A 13,496-nucleotide genomic window follows, 5' to 3' on the forward strand; every position below is an offset into this window, starting at 1 on the left:
ACCGTCTAGAGCGCCGAGGCTCCGCGCTCGCGCAGTGCCTGGTCGTACTGCTGGAGGACCCACAGTTCGTTCTGCACGGCGGACAGCTGGGCGGGGTCGCCGCCGCTGGAGAGGCGGGTCATCTGGGACTGGATGTCGCGGATGCGGCGCTCCACCGCGCGGCGGCGGATCACCACCAGGACCGTGCCGGCGTACGTCTCGTCCACGGTGCGCCGCAGGATCGGTTCGACGGCCAGCTCGGTGACCATGGCGCGGACGGTGTCGTCGGGGGCCGCCTCGCGCACCCGGACCAGGTACTCCTGCGGGTCCGGGACGCCGTACTCGGCGCCGCCCGCCTCCGCGATCGTCTGGCGTACGGCGGCGTAGGGCGGGGCGGTGAACTCGTCGACGCCGTACGCGTCGACGGCCGGGGAGACCAGTTCGGGGCGCTGGAGGGCGAGTTTGAGCAGTTCGCGTTCGGCGGCGTAGACGGGGTTGCGCAGGGTGAGGGCGGGGCCGGAGTTGGTGGGGCGGGGGCCGGCCTCCCACTGCTGCTGCGGGCCGCGGGGCTGCTGGCGGGGATCGCCCTTGCCGCCGCGGTCGCGGGCCCAACGGGCCAGCTGGGCCACGCGCTTGACGACGAACTGGGTGTCGAGGATGCCGAGCATGCCGGCCAGTTGGACGGCGACCTCGTGCTGGGCGCCGGTGTTCTTGATGCGGGCCACGATCGGGGCGGCCTCGTCCAGGGCGGCGGCGCGGCCGGCCGGGGTGTCGAGGTCGTAGCGCAGGACGATCTGGCGCAGCGCGAACTCGAAGAGCGGGGTGCGGGGTTCGGTCAGGTCGGCGACCGCCTCGTCGCCCTTGGCGAGGCGCAGCTCGCAGGGGTCCATGCCGTCGGGGGCGATGGCGATGTAGGTCTCGGCGGCGAACTTCTGGTCGTCCTCGAAGGCGCGCAGGGCCGCCTTCTGGCCGGCGGCGTCACCGTCGAAGGTGAAGATCACGCGGGCCGAGCCGTTGTCCATCAGCAGCCGGCGCAGGATCTTGATGTGGTCGCCGCCGAACGCGGTGCCGCAGGTCGCGATGGCGGTCGTCACGCCGGCCAGGTGGCAGGCCATGACGTCGGTGTAGCCCTCGACGACGACGGCCCGGCTGACCTTGGCGATCTGCTGCTTGGCGAGGTCGATGCCGTACAGGACCTGGGACTTCTTGTAGATCGCCGTGTCGGGGGTGTTCAGGTACTTGGGCCCGTTGTCCGCCTCGTACAGCTTGCGGGCGCCGAAGCCGACGACCTCGCCGCCGATGTCCCGGATGGGCCACATCAGGCGGCCCCGGAAGCGGTCGATGGGCCCGCGCCGGCCCTCCTGCGACAGCCCGGAGAGGACCAGCTCCTTGTCGGTGAAGCCCTTGCCGCGCAGATAGCGGGTGAGGTGGTCCCAGCCCTGGGGGCTGTAGCCGACGCCGAAGTGCACGGCGGCCGCCTGGTCGAAGCCGCGCTCGGCCAGGAAGACCCGGCCGGTCTCGGCCTCGGGGCTGGTGGCGAGCTGCTCGGCGTACCACTGGGCGGCGATCTTGTGCGCCTCGACCAGCCGGATGCGCTCGCCGCGCTGGTGGGCGGGGTTGTACCCGCCCTCCTCGTAACGCAGCGTGATGCCGGCCTGTCCGGCCAGCCGCTCCACCGCCTCCGAGAAGGAGAGGTGGTCCACCTTCATCACGAAGGTGATGGTGTCGCCGCCCTCCTGGCAGCCGAAGCAGTGGAAGAGTCCCTTGCTCGGGCTGACCTGGAAGGACGGCGACTTCTCGTCGTGGAAGGGGCACAGCCCCTTGAGGTTGCCGCCCCCGGCGTTGCGCAGCTGGAGGTACTCCGAGACCACGGCGTCGATCGGGACCGCGTCCCGTACCGCCTTCACGTCCTCGTCGTTGATCCGTCCTGCCACGCATGAATTCTACGGGGGTGAAGTGACCGTTCCCGCGCCCCGAGCGGTCAGGGGACGAGACTGTCGAGCGGAACGTGCGGATTCGCGAGGGCTTCCGTGTCCACCGGGGCCTTGGATCGGATGAGTTTCTGCACGGTCTCTGTGACATCCCACACGTTCACGTTCATCCCGGCCAGCACCCTCCCCTCCGTCAGCCAGAACGCGATGAACTCGCGCTTGCCCGCGTCCCCGCGGATCACCACCTCGTCGTACGACCCCGGCGGCGCCCACCCGCTGTACTCCATCCCCAGGTCGTACTGGTCGGAGAAGAAGTAGGGCATGCGGTCGTAGCCGACGTCCTGGCCGAGCATCGCGCGGGCGGCGGCCGGGCCGCCGTTGAGCGCGTTGGCCCAGTGCTCCACCCGGAGCCGGGTGCCGAACAGCGGCAGCGGGAAGTTCGCCACGTCGCCGGCCGCGTGGATGTCGGGGTCGGACGTGCGCAGCCGTTCGTCGACCACGATGCCGCCGCCGTGCGCCCGGTCGGCCAGCTCCAGCCCCGCCGCCTCCGCGAGCCCGATCCGCGGCGCGGCGCCGATCGCCGCGAGGACGTCGTGCGCCGGGTGCTCCTCGCCGTCGTCGGTGCGGGCCGCGAGGACCATGCCGTCCTGGCCGACGATCTCGGTGAGCCGCACCCCGAAGCGGAAGCGGACGCCGCGCTCGCGGTGCAGCTCGGCGAAGACGTTGCCCAGCTCGGGGCCGAGGGCCTGGTGGAGCGGCGTCGGCTCCGGCTCGATCACGGTGACCTCGGCGCCGTACTCACGGGCCGCGGCGGCGATCTCCAGGCCGATCCAGCCGGCACCGGCGATCACGAGGTGGCCGTTGTCCCGGCCGAGGGTGGCGAGGACCCGCTTGAGGCGTTCGGCGTGGGCGAGGCGGCGCAGGTGGTGGACGCCGGCCAGACCGGTGCCGGGGATGTCCAGGCGACGGGGTTCGGCGCCGGTGACGAGCAGCAGCTTGTCGTAGTGGACGAGGGTGCCGTCGTCGCCGTAGCGCACGGTCTTCGCGGCGCGGTCGATGGCGTCGACGGTCTGCCCGAGGTGCAGCTCGATGTCGTTCTGCGCGTACCAGGCGGGCTCGTGCACGAAGACGCTGTCGCGCTCCTCCTTGCCGAGCAGGAAGCCCTTGGACAGCGGCGGCCGCTCGTACGGCTGGTCGCGTTCGTCGCAGATCAGTATCACGCGCCCCGTGAAGCCCTCCGCCCGGAGCGTCTCGGCCGCCTTCGCACCGGCGAGACCGCCTCCGACGATGACGAATGTCTGATCCGCGTCGACCACTTGATGCCTCCTCGTAAGGGTGCCGCCACATGCGAGCGTCCCGCACGCAGCCTGGTGCGGGAAGGGGGTGTGCCCCGATCAGGCCACGCGGAGTCACTTTCCTTTCACATATGCACCGGTCAGTCTCGCGTGCAGGGAACGGGCCGAGGCGTCGGTCAGTGAGGCGATCTGGTCCACGATCACCCGCTTGCGCGCGGCGTCGTGGGACGCCGCGTCGAACAGCGCCCGGAACTGCGGGTCCAGCCCCTCCGGCGCGCGGACGGTGAGCGCCTCGGCCAGCTCGGCGACCACGACCCGCTGGTCGGCACGGAGCAGCTCCTGCTCGGCGCGCTGCATCACGTACCGGTCGGCGACCGCCTTGAGCACCGCGCACTCCAGCCGGGTCTCGCGGGGTACGACGAGTTCGGCGCCGTAGCGGGTGAGCCGGCCGCCGCCGTACGCCTCGCGCGTGGCGCCCTCGGCGGCCAGGCAGAAGCGGCCGATGAGCTGGCTGGTGGCGTCCTTCAGGCGGGCCTGGGCGACCGCCGTGCCGTCGTAGCCGTGCGGCCACCACTCCTGCTCCAGGAGGCGGTCGAGCGCGGCGTCGAGTTCGGCGGGGTCGGTGCCGGCGGGGACGTACCGGCCGACGGCGACCTCGAACACCGCCTGCCGTTCCGGCTCGGCGTGCAGGCAGTTCGGGTCGATGTGCCCGGCGTGCAGGCCGTCCTCGACGTCGTGCACCGAGTAGGCCACGTCGTCCGCCCAGTCCATGACCTGTGCCTCGAAGCAGGTGCGGGTGCCGGGCGCCTCCTTGCGGACCCAGTCGAACACCGGACGGTCGTCCTCGTACACGCCGAACTTCGGGGACGCCGGGTCGGTGGGGTGGGCGCCGCGCGGCCAGGGGTACTTGGTGGCGGCGTCCAGGGCGGCGCGGGTGAGGTTGAGGCCGACGGAGCCCTCGGCGGTGAAGCGCTTGGGCTCGATGCGGGTGAGGAGCCGGAGGGACTGGGCGTTGCCCTCGAAGCCGCCGCAGTCGTCGGCGAACTCGTTCAGTGCCTGTTCGCCGTTGTGGCCGAAGGGGGGATGGCCGAGGTCGTGGGAGAGGCAGGCCGCCTCGACGAGGTCGGGGTCGCAGCCGAGGGCGGCGCCCAGTTCCCGGCCGACCTGGGCGCATTCGAGGGAGTGGGTGAGGCGGGTGCGGGGGCTGGCGTCCCACACCTGACTGGGGGTCCCCCCTGTTCGAGCGAAGTCGAGAGCTTGGGGGAGGGTGCCTGGGGTGACCACCTGGGTCTTGCCCGCCAGGCGGCGCAGGGCGGCTGAGTGCAGGACGCGGGCGCGGTCGCGCTGGAAGGCGGTGCGGCCAGGGCGTTTGTCGGGCTCGGGGGCGTAGCGGTCGGCTGACGCCGGGTCGTAGCCGGGTGGGGGTTCGGAGCTGGTGTCTGCGATGCCTTCCATGGTTCGACAGTACGGGTCGGGGGTGACGATCGGGGGTTGGCGGGTGCGGGGGCCTGCTCGGCCGAGTGGTTCTGTTCTGGGGTGGGGGTGGGTACGGGTTTGGGGTGGGTGCGGCGGGGTCGGGGCTGGGCGCGCAGTTCCCCGCGCCCCTGGGGTGGGTGCCGCTTGGCTTCTCTTTCAGGCTGAGGGGCGTTTGCGGGGTGGTGCGGGTTTGGGGTGGGTGCGGCGCCGTCTTGGCTGGGCGCGCAGTTCCTCGCGCCCCTAGGGGGGTGTCGCTTGGCTTCTCGGTCGGGCTGAGGGGCGTTTGCGGGGTGGGTGCGGATTTGGGGGGTGGGTGCGGCGCCGTCTTGGCTGGGCGCGCAGTTCCCCGCGCCCCTGGGGTGGGTGCGGTTTGGGGGTGGGTGCGGCGGGGGCGGGGCTGGGCGCGCGGTTCCTCGCGCCCCTAGGGGGTGCGGCGGGGGTGGGGGTGGGTGCGTGGGGCCCCGTGTCTCGGGGGGGTTCAGGCTGGGGTCAGTTGTGGGTGGGTGGGTGTTGTCAGGGTCTGGTCGTAGCGGTGGAGGATCAGGCGGGCCATGGCCGGGTGGGATCCCAGGGGGGCCGAGACGATCCAGGGGGCCTGTCGCGCGCACTGGGTCACGAAGCGGCCCGGGGCCGTGAAGCAGGAGGCGATCGCGATCCTGTGGCGGCCCCCTGCCGTCAGGGTGCGCAGGGCCGTGGGGATCGTGGGGGTGGCCGCCGAGGCGTAGGCGGGGAGGACCGGGACGCCCAGGCGGTCGGACAGGAGGCGGGCCGTGTGGCCGGTGTCCGCTGCCGAGTCGGGGTCGCGGGAGCCGGCCGCCGCGAGGACGACCGCGCTGCAACGGCGGCCGGCGGGGTCCATGGCCGGGGGCCAGCCGGCCTCCACGAGGCGGGCGTACAGGGTTTCCGTGAGGAGCGGGTGCGGGCCCAGGGGTGCGGCCACGCGTACGCGTGCCCCCGCGGCGGCCATCGCGGGGATGTCCCGCTTGACGTGGTGGCCGTGGCCCAGGAGCAGCGGGACCAGGACAGCGGGGGTGTCGCCGAGAGCGGCGAGGGTGTCGGGGAGCAGGGGTTCGTTCAGCTCGATGTGGCCCAGCTGGACGCTCAGCGCGGGGCGCAGTTCGCGTATCCGGTCCATGAGGGTCCGTACGGTGGTGAGGGCCCGCGGGTCGCGGCTGCCGTGGGCGACGAGGACGAGGGCGGGCGGGACCGGACGGCGGCGTCCGCTCGGGGAGACGAGCCGGAGCTGGTCGGTGAGCCTGCTGCTGATGCTGTTCATGAGGTGTGCGGTGCTGCCGAGGTGGAAGAGGGACTCGTCGCTGTCGCTGAAGAGGATCGGCGCCGTCATGGCAGGATCCTGGCCGCGGGAGGTTGCGAGGCCGTTGCGGGGCCGTCACGGAAATCCCTTCCGCGGGTTCACGTCGTCCGGATGCGGGGCGTGAGGTGAACCGGACCGGCCGCGGGCGCGTCCTCCAGGTCGGAACCGATCGCAGGGGGCCCGTATGAAGATCCGCCGACCACGGCTGCCGCGCACCCGCCGGGGGCAGCGGCGGCTGGTGCAGGCCGTGATGGCCGGGTGCGTGCTGGCGCTGCTGCCGGCCGCCTGGCTCTACGTGTCGACGGCGGACCGGCTCCGTACGGCGGCGGACGTGCCGCGCACCCCGGTCGCCGTCGTCTTCGGCGCCGGCCTGTGGGACGGGGAGCCGTCTCCGTACCTCGCGCACCGGCTGGACGCGGCGGCGCGGCTGTACCGGGAGGGCCGGATCGAGGTCGTGCTCGTCACGGGTGACAACAGCCGCGAGGACTACGACGAGCCCGACGCCATGCGCGCCTACCTGACCCGGCACGGCGTGCCGGGCGCGCGGATCGTCAGCGACTACGCCGGTTTCGACACCTGGGACTCGTGCGTGCGGGCCAGGAAGATCTTCGGGGTGCACCGGGCGGTCCTGATCAGTCAGGGCTTCCACATCCGGCGGGCGGTGGCCCTGTGCGAGGCGGCGGGGGTGGACTCCTACGGCCTCGGGGTCGACGACAAGCACGACGCGACCTGGTACTACGGCGGCACCCGCGAGGTGTTCGCGGCCGGCAAGGCGGCGCTGGACGCGGTGCTCCGGCCTGATCCGCAGTTCCTGGGACCGCGGGAGCACGGGGTCGCGCGGGCGATGTCCGGGGCCCGGTGAGCGTCACCGGGGAGGACGGTGCCGGGAAGCTCGGTGTCAAAGAGAGCGGTGTCGAGGAGAGCGGTGCCGGGAAGCTCGGTGTCGGGAAGCTCGTGTCGGGGAGGGCGGTGTCCGCCGCCTCACCGCACTCCGCCCGGCGCGGGGAGGCGGTCGTCCCGCCGGTGTAACCGGGGGCGGGCGCGGGCCGTAACAGGCCGCGAGCACGCTGGCCGGCATGGAGACCGCCGCGACGCCCACCCACTGCCCGTACTGCGCCCTGCAGTGCGGGATGAACCTCACGCCCCTGCCGCGAGGGGGCGTGGCGGTGTCCGAGCGGGCGGACTTCCCGGTGAACCGGGGCGCGTTGTGCGGCAAGGGCCGTACGGCGGCGCAGGTGCTGTCGGCCGAGGCGCGGCTGACCTCGCCGCTGGTGCGGTCCCGGACCGGCGCGCTCGTACCGGCGGGCTGGGACGAGGCGCTGGACCGGGTCGCGGGGGCGCTGGGGTCGGTGCGCGCGGAGCACGGCCCGGACGCCGTCGGGGTGTTCGGCGGGGGCGGGCTGACGAACGAGAAGGCGTACGCGCTCGGCAAGTTCGCGCGGGTGGTGCTGGGCACCTCGCAGATCGACTACAACGGGCGGTTCTGCATGTCGTCGGCGGCGGCCGCCGGTACGAGGGCGTTCGGCCTGGACCGGGGGCTGCCCTTCCCGCTGGAGGACATCCCGCGCACGGGCTGCGTGATCCTCGTCGGCTCCAACCTCGCCGAGACGATGCCGCCGGCGCTGCGGTTCTTCGGCGAACTGCGGGCGAACGGCGGCACGTTGATCGTGGTCGACCCGCGCCGCACGCGGACCGCCGAGCAGGCGGACCTGCATCTGGCACCCCGGCCCGGCACCGATCTGGCCCTGGCGCTGGGCCTGTTGCACCTGGTGGTGGCCGAGGGGCGAACGGACGAGGAGTACATCCGGTGCCGGACGACCGGCTGGGCGCAGGCGCGGGCTGCGGCGATGGCGCACTGGCCGGAGTACGTGGAACGGATCACCGGCGTGACCGTTCCCCAACTCCGGCGAGCTGTGCGCATGTTCTGCGAGCCGGAGTCCGCGATGGTGCTGACGGCGCGCGGCCCGGAGCAGCAGTCCAAGGGCACGGACACCGTGAGCGCGTGGATCAACCTGTGCCTGGCGACCGGCCGTCCGGGACGCCCGCTGTCCGGGTACGGCTGCCTGACCGGCCAGGGCAACGGGCAGGGCGGCCGCGAACACGGCCAGAAGGCGGACCAGTTGCCCGGTTACCGCAGGCTGGACGACCCGGCGGCGCGGCGGCACGTGGCCGGGGTGTGGGGTGTGGACCCGGATGCGCTGCCCGGCCCCGGCCGCAGCGCGTACGAGCTGCTGGACGCGCTCGGCACGGACATCCGCGCACTGCTGCTGATGGGGTCCAACCCGGTCGTCTCGGCACCCCGCGCCGCCCACGTCGAGCAACGGCTGCGCTCGCTGGACTTCCTGGCGGTGTGCGATGTCGTCCTCTCGGAGACGGCGGAGCTGGCGGACGTCGTCCTGCCGGTCACCCAGTGGGCCGAGGAGACCGGCACGACGACCAGCCTGGAAGGCAGGGTCCTGCTGCGCCGCCGAGCCGTCACGCCGCCCGCCGGCATCCGCAGCGACCTGGAGGTCCTGCACGCCCTCGCCGCCCGCCTCGGCATCGAGAAGGGCTTCCCGGCCGACCCCGAGGAGGTCTTCGGCGAGCTGCGCCGGGCGAGCGCGGGTGGACCGGCGGACTACTCGGGGATCACCTACGGCAGGCTGGCACGGGAGAACGGCGTGTTCTGGCCGTGCCCGGAGAGTCCCGGCGAGGCCGCCGGGGATGCGGGGGATGCCGGGACGACGGGGGGTGCCGGGGGTGCCGGAACCACCGAGGACGCCGGGGGCGCCAGGACCGCCGGAACCGCCAGGGGTGCCGGAACCGCCGGGGGCGCCGCGCACCCCGGAACCCCCCGCCTCTTCCTCGACCGGTTCGCCACCGAGGACGGCCGGGCTCGGTTCGTCCCCGTGTCCCACCGGGCGAGCGCCGAGGAGCCGGACGCCGCGTACCCGCTGCTGCTGACCACCGGCCGGGTGGTGTCGCAGTACCAGTCCGGGGCGCAGACGCGCCGCGTGGCGGAACTGAACGCGGCCGCGCCCGGCCCGTTCGTCGAACTCCACCCACGCCTCGCCGTCCGCCTCGGTGTGACCGACGGCGACCCGGTCGCGGTGACCTCCCGGCGCGGCCGGGCCGTCGCACCGGCCCGTGTCACCGCCACCATCCGCCCCGACACCGTCTTCATGCCCTTCCACTGGCCGGGCGAGGGCCGCGCCAACACCCTCACCAACCCGGCCCTGGACCCGGCGTCCCGGATGCCGGAGTTCAAGACGTGCGCGGTACGCGTGGAAGCCCTGAGGACCACGGAGCCGACCCGATCCCATCCTCGGAACGAGACCGGGAGGACCTGAAGGCCCCGCGTACTGGCGGTGCGTGCGGGCGCGGCGCGGACGAGAGGCCGGAGCCGGCGGGCGGCGCCCGGGGCGGGTCAGTGGCGGTGGGTGAGCCAGTCGCCGGCCGGGATGCGGGTGCCGTGGGTGCGCAGGTGGGCCGCGACGTGCGGGGCGGCCACGTACACCCAGGCACGCGCCGTGCCGCCGTCGGCGCGTACGGTGTGCCGGGCGACGCGCTCGTAGAGGCCGCGGGGGTCGCCGGGGGCGCACTCCTCCAGCCGGTCCAGTTCGGCGAGCAGGCGGTCGTACGTCTCCGGGAGCGCGGTGACCAGTTCGCCCCGCACCACTCCCCCGGGCTCCTCCACGGCGTAGGGGTAGCCGGGGCCGTCGTACAGCACGGCGTCCGTGAGGCGGGCCGGTTCCTCCGACGCGGTGCGGCCCCGCAGGAACAGGTCGTGGTTCGGTTCGCCGGGGCGCAGGGTGCCGTAGACGAAGAAGGGCAGGCGGGGCGGCGGGACGATCACGGAAACGATTCTCCATCCCCTCCGAGTCCCCACACATCTCCATAGAGACCCTATAGACGCGACATGTCATGCCCACTTAAATCACTCTCGGTACCAGCGCCACCCCCACGCCTCCAAGGCGCATTCCCGAGGAGACAGATGAGTCGGATACGGCAGCACGCCCACGGCGCCCGCCGCGTCGCCACAGCCGGCATCGCCGCCACCACGGCCACCCTGCTGGCCGCCGCGCTCGCCCCCGCCGCGCACGCCGACGGCAGGCCGGCCCCGGCCACCGCGATCGCGCGCGCGGCGTCGGCTCTCGTGGCGCACGCCACGAGCCTGGGCCTGAGCTCCGCGCAGGACACCAGCGTCCGCGACGTGATCGTCGACAAGGACGGCACCCAGCACGTCCGTTACGACCGCACCTACCGCCGACTCCCCGTGCTGGGCGGCGACTTCGTCGTCCACCTGGCCCCCGGCGGCAGTTACCGCGGCGCCGACCGCGCCACCCGGGGCACGCTGTCCCTGGCCTCCGTCACCCCGAAGCTGCCCGCCCCGAAGGCAGCCGATCTCGCGGTGAACGCGCTGCGCGCCGCCAACCTCGGCGAGACGCTGAAGCAGGTGACGGCCAAGCCGCAGCTGGTCGTCGACGCCCTGCACGGCGCGCCGCGGCTGGCCTGGCGCACCGACGCGGCGGGCCGGGACTCGCTCGGCAACCCCGTCGCCCGCACCGTGCTGACCGACGCCCTCACCGGCGCCCAGATCGACGCCTGGGACAGCATCGAGACCGCCACCGGCGACGGACGGTCGCTGTACAGCGGGACGGTGCCGCTGGAGACGACCGGGTCCGGGTCGTCGTACCAGCTCAAGGACCCCACCCGCGGCAACACCTACACCGGGGACGCCGCCGGCAAGACCGACCTGTGCATCCTCGGCATCTGCCTCAGCCGGGCCCCCGCGACGCTGTTCACGGACACCGACAACCACTGGGGCACGGGCACCACAGCCGACCGCGCCTCGGCCGCAGTGGACGCGCAGTACGGCACCAACTCGACCTGGGACTACTACAAGAACGTCCACGGCCGCAACGGCATCGCCGGTGACGGCAAGGGCTCGTACAACCGCGTCCACTACGGCAGCAACTACAACAACGCCTTCTGGGACGACAGTTGCTTCTGCATGACGTACGGCGACGGTGACGGGACGCAACTCGGCCCGCTGGTCGCGCTGGACGTCGCCGGGCACGAGATGACCCACGGGGTCACCTCCAAGACGGCCAAGCTGACCTACTCGGGCGAGTCCGGCGGCCTGAACGAGGCCACCTCCGACATCCTCGGCACCATGGTCGAGTGGTACGCGGACAACCCCTCCGACCCCGGCGACTACCTCATCGGCGAGAAGATCGTCCGCCCCGGCTTCGGCAAGCCCGCGCTGCGCTTCATGGACAAGCCGTCCAAGGACGGCAACTCGGCGGACTACTGGAGCAGTTCGGTCGGCAACCTCGACGTCCACTACTCCTCGGGCGTCGCCAACCACTTCGCGTACCTCCTCGCCGAGGGCAGCGGGGCGAAGACCGTCAACGGCGTCAGCTACGACTCCCCGACCGCCGACGGCTCGACCCTCACCGGCATCGGCCGGGACAAGGTCGGCAAGATCTGGTACCGGGCGCTGACGGTCTACATGACGTCGTCCACGAACTACGCGGGCGCGCGCACCGCGACGCTCAACGCCGCCAAGGACCTGTACGGGGCGGGCAGCACGGAGTACAACGCGGTGGCGGCGACCTGGAACGCCGTCAACGTGCACTGAGCACCGTGAGCTGAGCGCCACGCACGGGGGCTCCGTGAGCCGATCCTCGTGAACTGAGCGCCGCGCACGGAGCCCCGTGCGGCAGGAACGTGAACCGCCGCGCACACGGCGGGCGCGGCAGCGGCCGCCCCTGGCCCGACAGGCCGGGGGCGGCCTTCGCGCGTCCGGGGCCGTCACCCGTTCACCGCCGACCGCGCGCCATTCGTGTGCTCTTCCCCGACGCCCCGCCCACGCCCATGACCTGCCGGAACTCGGCGCGGCTAGCCCGTGTGGGGGCCGTGACCGCCACCCGTTCACCGCAGCGCCGGCCGATCCTCGGGAGGCGGAGCCGCCGGAGAGCCACTTACCTCGGAAGGGCAGGGGCGCGCCCCTGGAGAAGTCGAGACACGAGGTCGAGACACAAGTCGGACGAGCTCTGGGGAGCACCATGCGACGCACCGCCCGCCTGCTGACCGCCACCGCGCTCGCCGTCGCCTCGGCGGGCGTGGCCGCCGCTCCGGCGTACGGCGGCGGCGCGGTCCGCGCGGTGACCCGGGCGGGCAGCCTGCAGGTGTACCCGTCCACGGCGCTGCCGGGCAGTCAGGTCACGGTGAACACGGCGGACTGCGGGACCAAGGGCACGGCGCTGGGCGACGCGGGCGCGGTCGGCGCCGGAACCTTCACACTGGCGCCCAGCACGCACGCGGGCGAGGCGATCGGCCAGTTCAAGGTGCCGTCGAGCGCGCAGCCCGGGACGTACGAGATCGTCGCGAAGTGCGCCGAGGGCGACCGGAACGTGACGGGCGATCTGATGGTGGTGCTGAGCGCGGCGCACGAGCAGGTGCAGCCGCGGGGAAGCGTGAAGACGGGGGTCGGCGGCGCACTCGGCACCGACCCCGTACAGACCACGGCGGGTGTGGCGGCTCTGGCCGTCGCCGCCGCGGGCGGTACCTGGCTCCTGCATCGCCGGGCGAGAGGCGACGGGATCTGACGGACACCCTCCGCTGTCCGTCGCCGGTACCGCAAGTCCCACCCCCTCCGGGTCCGACGCCCCTCGTGGCCCGGAGGGGGAGGGGGTCGTCCCTTCGGGGAAACCCCCTCCGGAATCAGCCTCACAGGGGTCCGTCCCACCGCGGGCGTGCTCCGGGAGAGGGGTCGTATGCGCAGGATCGGGGACACCGCGATAGCCGCCGTCACCGTCGTCGCCCTCGGTTCGGGGGTGTGGCTGCTCGGCGCCGGGGCGGGGACGCACGCGCCGCCGCAGCCGGCCGCCGCCGAGGGGCGGCCCGAACCCGCGGAGGAGCGGCTCTCCTCCCCCGCCCTGGAGCCGTCGGTACCCACCCGCATCCGCATCCCCTCGATCCGGGTGGACGCTCCCCTGATGGGCCTGGCCCTCACCGCCACCGGCAGCCTGGACGTGCCGCCGGCCGGGCAGAAGAACCTCGCCGGCTGGTACGAGGCCGGCACCGCGCCCGGTGAGACGGGCACCGCGGTCGTCGCGGGGCACGTCGACAACACCGAGGGACCCGCCGTCTTCTACGACCTCGGCGCCCTGAAGCGGGGTGCGCGCATCGAGGTGGACCGTGAGGACGGCTCCGTGGCCGTGTTCACCGTGGACGCGGTGGAGGTCTACGCGGCCCGCGACTTCCCCGACGAGAAGGTGTACGGCGCCGCCCACCGCCCCGAGCTGCGCGTCATCACCTGCGGCGGCGGCTACTCGAAGACCACCGGCTACCAGGGCAACGTGGTGGTCTTCGCCCACCTGACGGACAGCACGGCACACACTCCCCAGGAGCACGCGGACAGCGCCCTCACACCCACTCCCCGCCCCCGCTGAGGGCAGCGTTCCGCACGGGAAACAGGGGGGAACCCACCGGGTAATCTCCGGGCCGCACGCT

At 73.4% G+C, this 13,496-nt stretch carries 10 protein-coding genes; 5 read left to right on the plus strand and 5 right to left on the minus strand.

The genetic code is table 11. The features are described 5' to 3' along the window. Positions 1 to 5: 5 nt before the first annotated feature. The 4 genes from dnaG to OIB37_RS12800 all read right to left on the minus strand — a co-directional run bounded on the left by dnaG (position 6) and on the right by OIB37_RS12800 (position 5,957). Positions 6 to 1,913 carry a DNA primase gene (gene dnaG / locus OIB37_RS12785; RefSeq protein ID WP_330457707.1) on the minus strand — a complete coding sequence of 636 codons (1,908 nt, stop codon included), beginning with the start codon at positions 1,911 to 1,913 and terminating at the stop codon, positions 6 to 8. Positions 1,914 to 1,960: 47 nt separating this feature from the next. Beyond that, positions 1,961 to 3,226: an NAD(P)/FAD-dependent oxidoreductase gene (locus OIB37_RS12790; protein ID WP_330457708.1), complete on the minus strand. Its 1,266-nt coding sequence runs from the start codon at positions 3,224 to 3,226 to the stop codon at positions 1,961 to 1,963. Positions 3,227 to 3,319: 93 nt separating this feature from the next. Continuing rightward, a complete protein-coding gene (locus tag OIB37_RS12795) occupies positions 3,320 to 4,660 on the minus strand; it encodes a deoxyguanosinetriphosphate triphosphohydrolase (RefSeq protein ID WP_330457709.1) in 1,341 nt (446 codons plus the stop codon). 499 nt (positions 4,661 to 5,159) lie between these two features. Further along, a complete protein-coding gene (locus OIB37_RS12800; protein ID WP_443058263.1) occupies positions 5,160 to 5,957 on the minus strand; it encodes a sirohydrochlorin chelatase in 798 nt (265 codons plus the stop codon). 223 nt (positions 5,958 to 6,180) lie between these two features. On the opposite strand from OIB37_RS12800, the gene OIB37_RS12805 reads away from it, so the two are divergent. Next, positions 6,181 to 6,858: a SanA/YdcF family protein gene (locus OIB37_RS12805; RefSeq protein ID WP_330457711.1), complete on the plus strand. Its 678-nt coding sequence runs from the start codon at positions 6,181 to 6,183 to the stop codon at positions 6,856 to 6,858. Between the two features lie 214 nt (positions 6,859 to 7,072). After that, entirely contained in the window at positions 7,073 to 9,325 is a 2,253-nt protein-coding gene (locus OIB37_RS12810) for a molybdopterin oxidoreductase family protein (RefSeq protein WP_330457712.1), read from the plus strand. 77 nt (positions 9,326 to 9,402) lie between these two features. Here OIB37_RS12810 and OIB37_RS12815 read toward each other — a convergent pair whose 3' ends face one another. After that, entirely contained in the window at positions 9,403 to 9,831 is a 429-nt protein-coding gene (locus tag OIB37_RS12815) for a gamma-glutamylcyclotransferase family protein (RefSeq protein ID WP_330457713.1), read from the minus strand. A 138-nt stretch (positions 9,832 to 9,969) separates the two neighbouring features. Here OIB37_RS12815 and OIB37_RS12820 point away from each other — a divergent pair, with 138 nt between their 5' ends. From OIB37_RS12820 to OIB37_RS12830, 3 genes are all read left to right on the plus strand, one after another. After that, positions 9,970 to 11,619: a M4 family metallopeptidase gene (locus OIB37_RS12820; RefSeq protein WP_330457714.1), complete on the plus strand. Its 1,650-nt coding sequence runs from the start codon at positions 9,970 to 9,972 to the stop codon at positions 11,617 to 11,619. A gap of 427 nt (positions 11,620 to 12,046) precedes the next feature. Continuing rightward, positions 12,047 to 12,589 carry a hypothetical protein gene (locus OIB37_RS12825; protein WP_330457715.1) on the plus strand — a complete coding sequence of 181 codons (543 nt, stop codon included), beginning with the start codon at positions 12,047 to 12,049 and terminating at the stop codon, positions 12,587 to 12,589. A 168-nt stretch (positions 12,590 to 12,757) separates the two neighbouring features. Further along, the gene (locus OIB37_RS12830) at positions 12,758 to 13,435 is read left to right on the plus strand and encodes a class F sortase (RefSeq protein ID WP_330457716.1); all 678 of its coding nucleotides are present in this window, start codon (positions 12,758 to 12,760) and stop codon (positions 13,433 to 13,435) included. The last annotated feature ends 61 nt before the right edge of the window (positions 13,436 to 13,496 follow it).

This window comes from Streptomyces sp. NBC_00820, assembly GCF_036347055.1.
Classification (GTDB): domain Bacteria; phylum Actinomycetota; class Actinomycetes; order Streptomycetales; family Streptomycetaceae; genus Streptomyces.

Bases quoted from the DNA above. Each gene is read 5' to 3' on its own strand.
- OIB37_RS12795 (WP_330457709.1), bottom strand. From the start codon at position 4,660: ATGGAAGGCATCGCAGACACCAGCTCCGAACCCCCACCCGGCTACGAC.
- OIB37_RS12800 (WP_443058263.1), bottom strand. From the start codon at position 5,957: ATGAACAGCATCAGCAGCAGGCTCACCGACCAGCTCCGGCTCGTCTCC.
- OIB37_RS12805 (WP_330457711.1), top strand. From the start codon at position 6,181: ATGAAGATCCGCCGACCACGGCTGCCGCGCACCCGCCGGGGGCAGCGG.
- OIB37_RS12810 (WP_330457712.1), top strand. From the start codon at position 7,073: ATGGAGACCGCCGCGACGCCCACCCACTGCCCGTACTGCGCCCTGCAG.
- OIB37_RS12820 (WP_330457714.1), top strand. From the start codon at position 9,970: ATGAGTCGGATACGGCAGCACGCCCACGGCGCCCGCCGCGTCGCCACA.
- OIB37_RS12825 (WP_330457715.1), top strand. From the start codon at position 12,047: ATGCGACGCACCGCCCGCCTGCTGACCGCCACCGCGCTCGCCGTCGCC.
- OIB37_RS12830 (WP_330457716.1), top strand. From the start codon at position 12,758: ATGCGCAGGATCGGGGACACCGCGATAGCCGCCGTCACCGTCGTCGCC.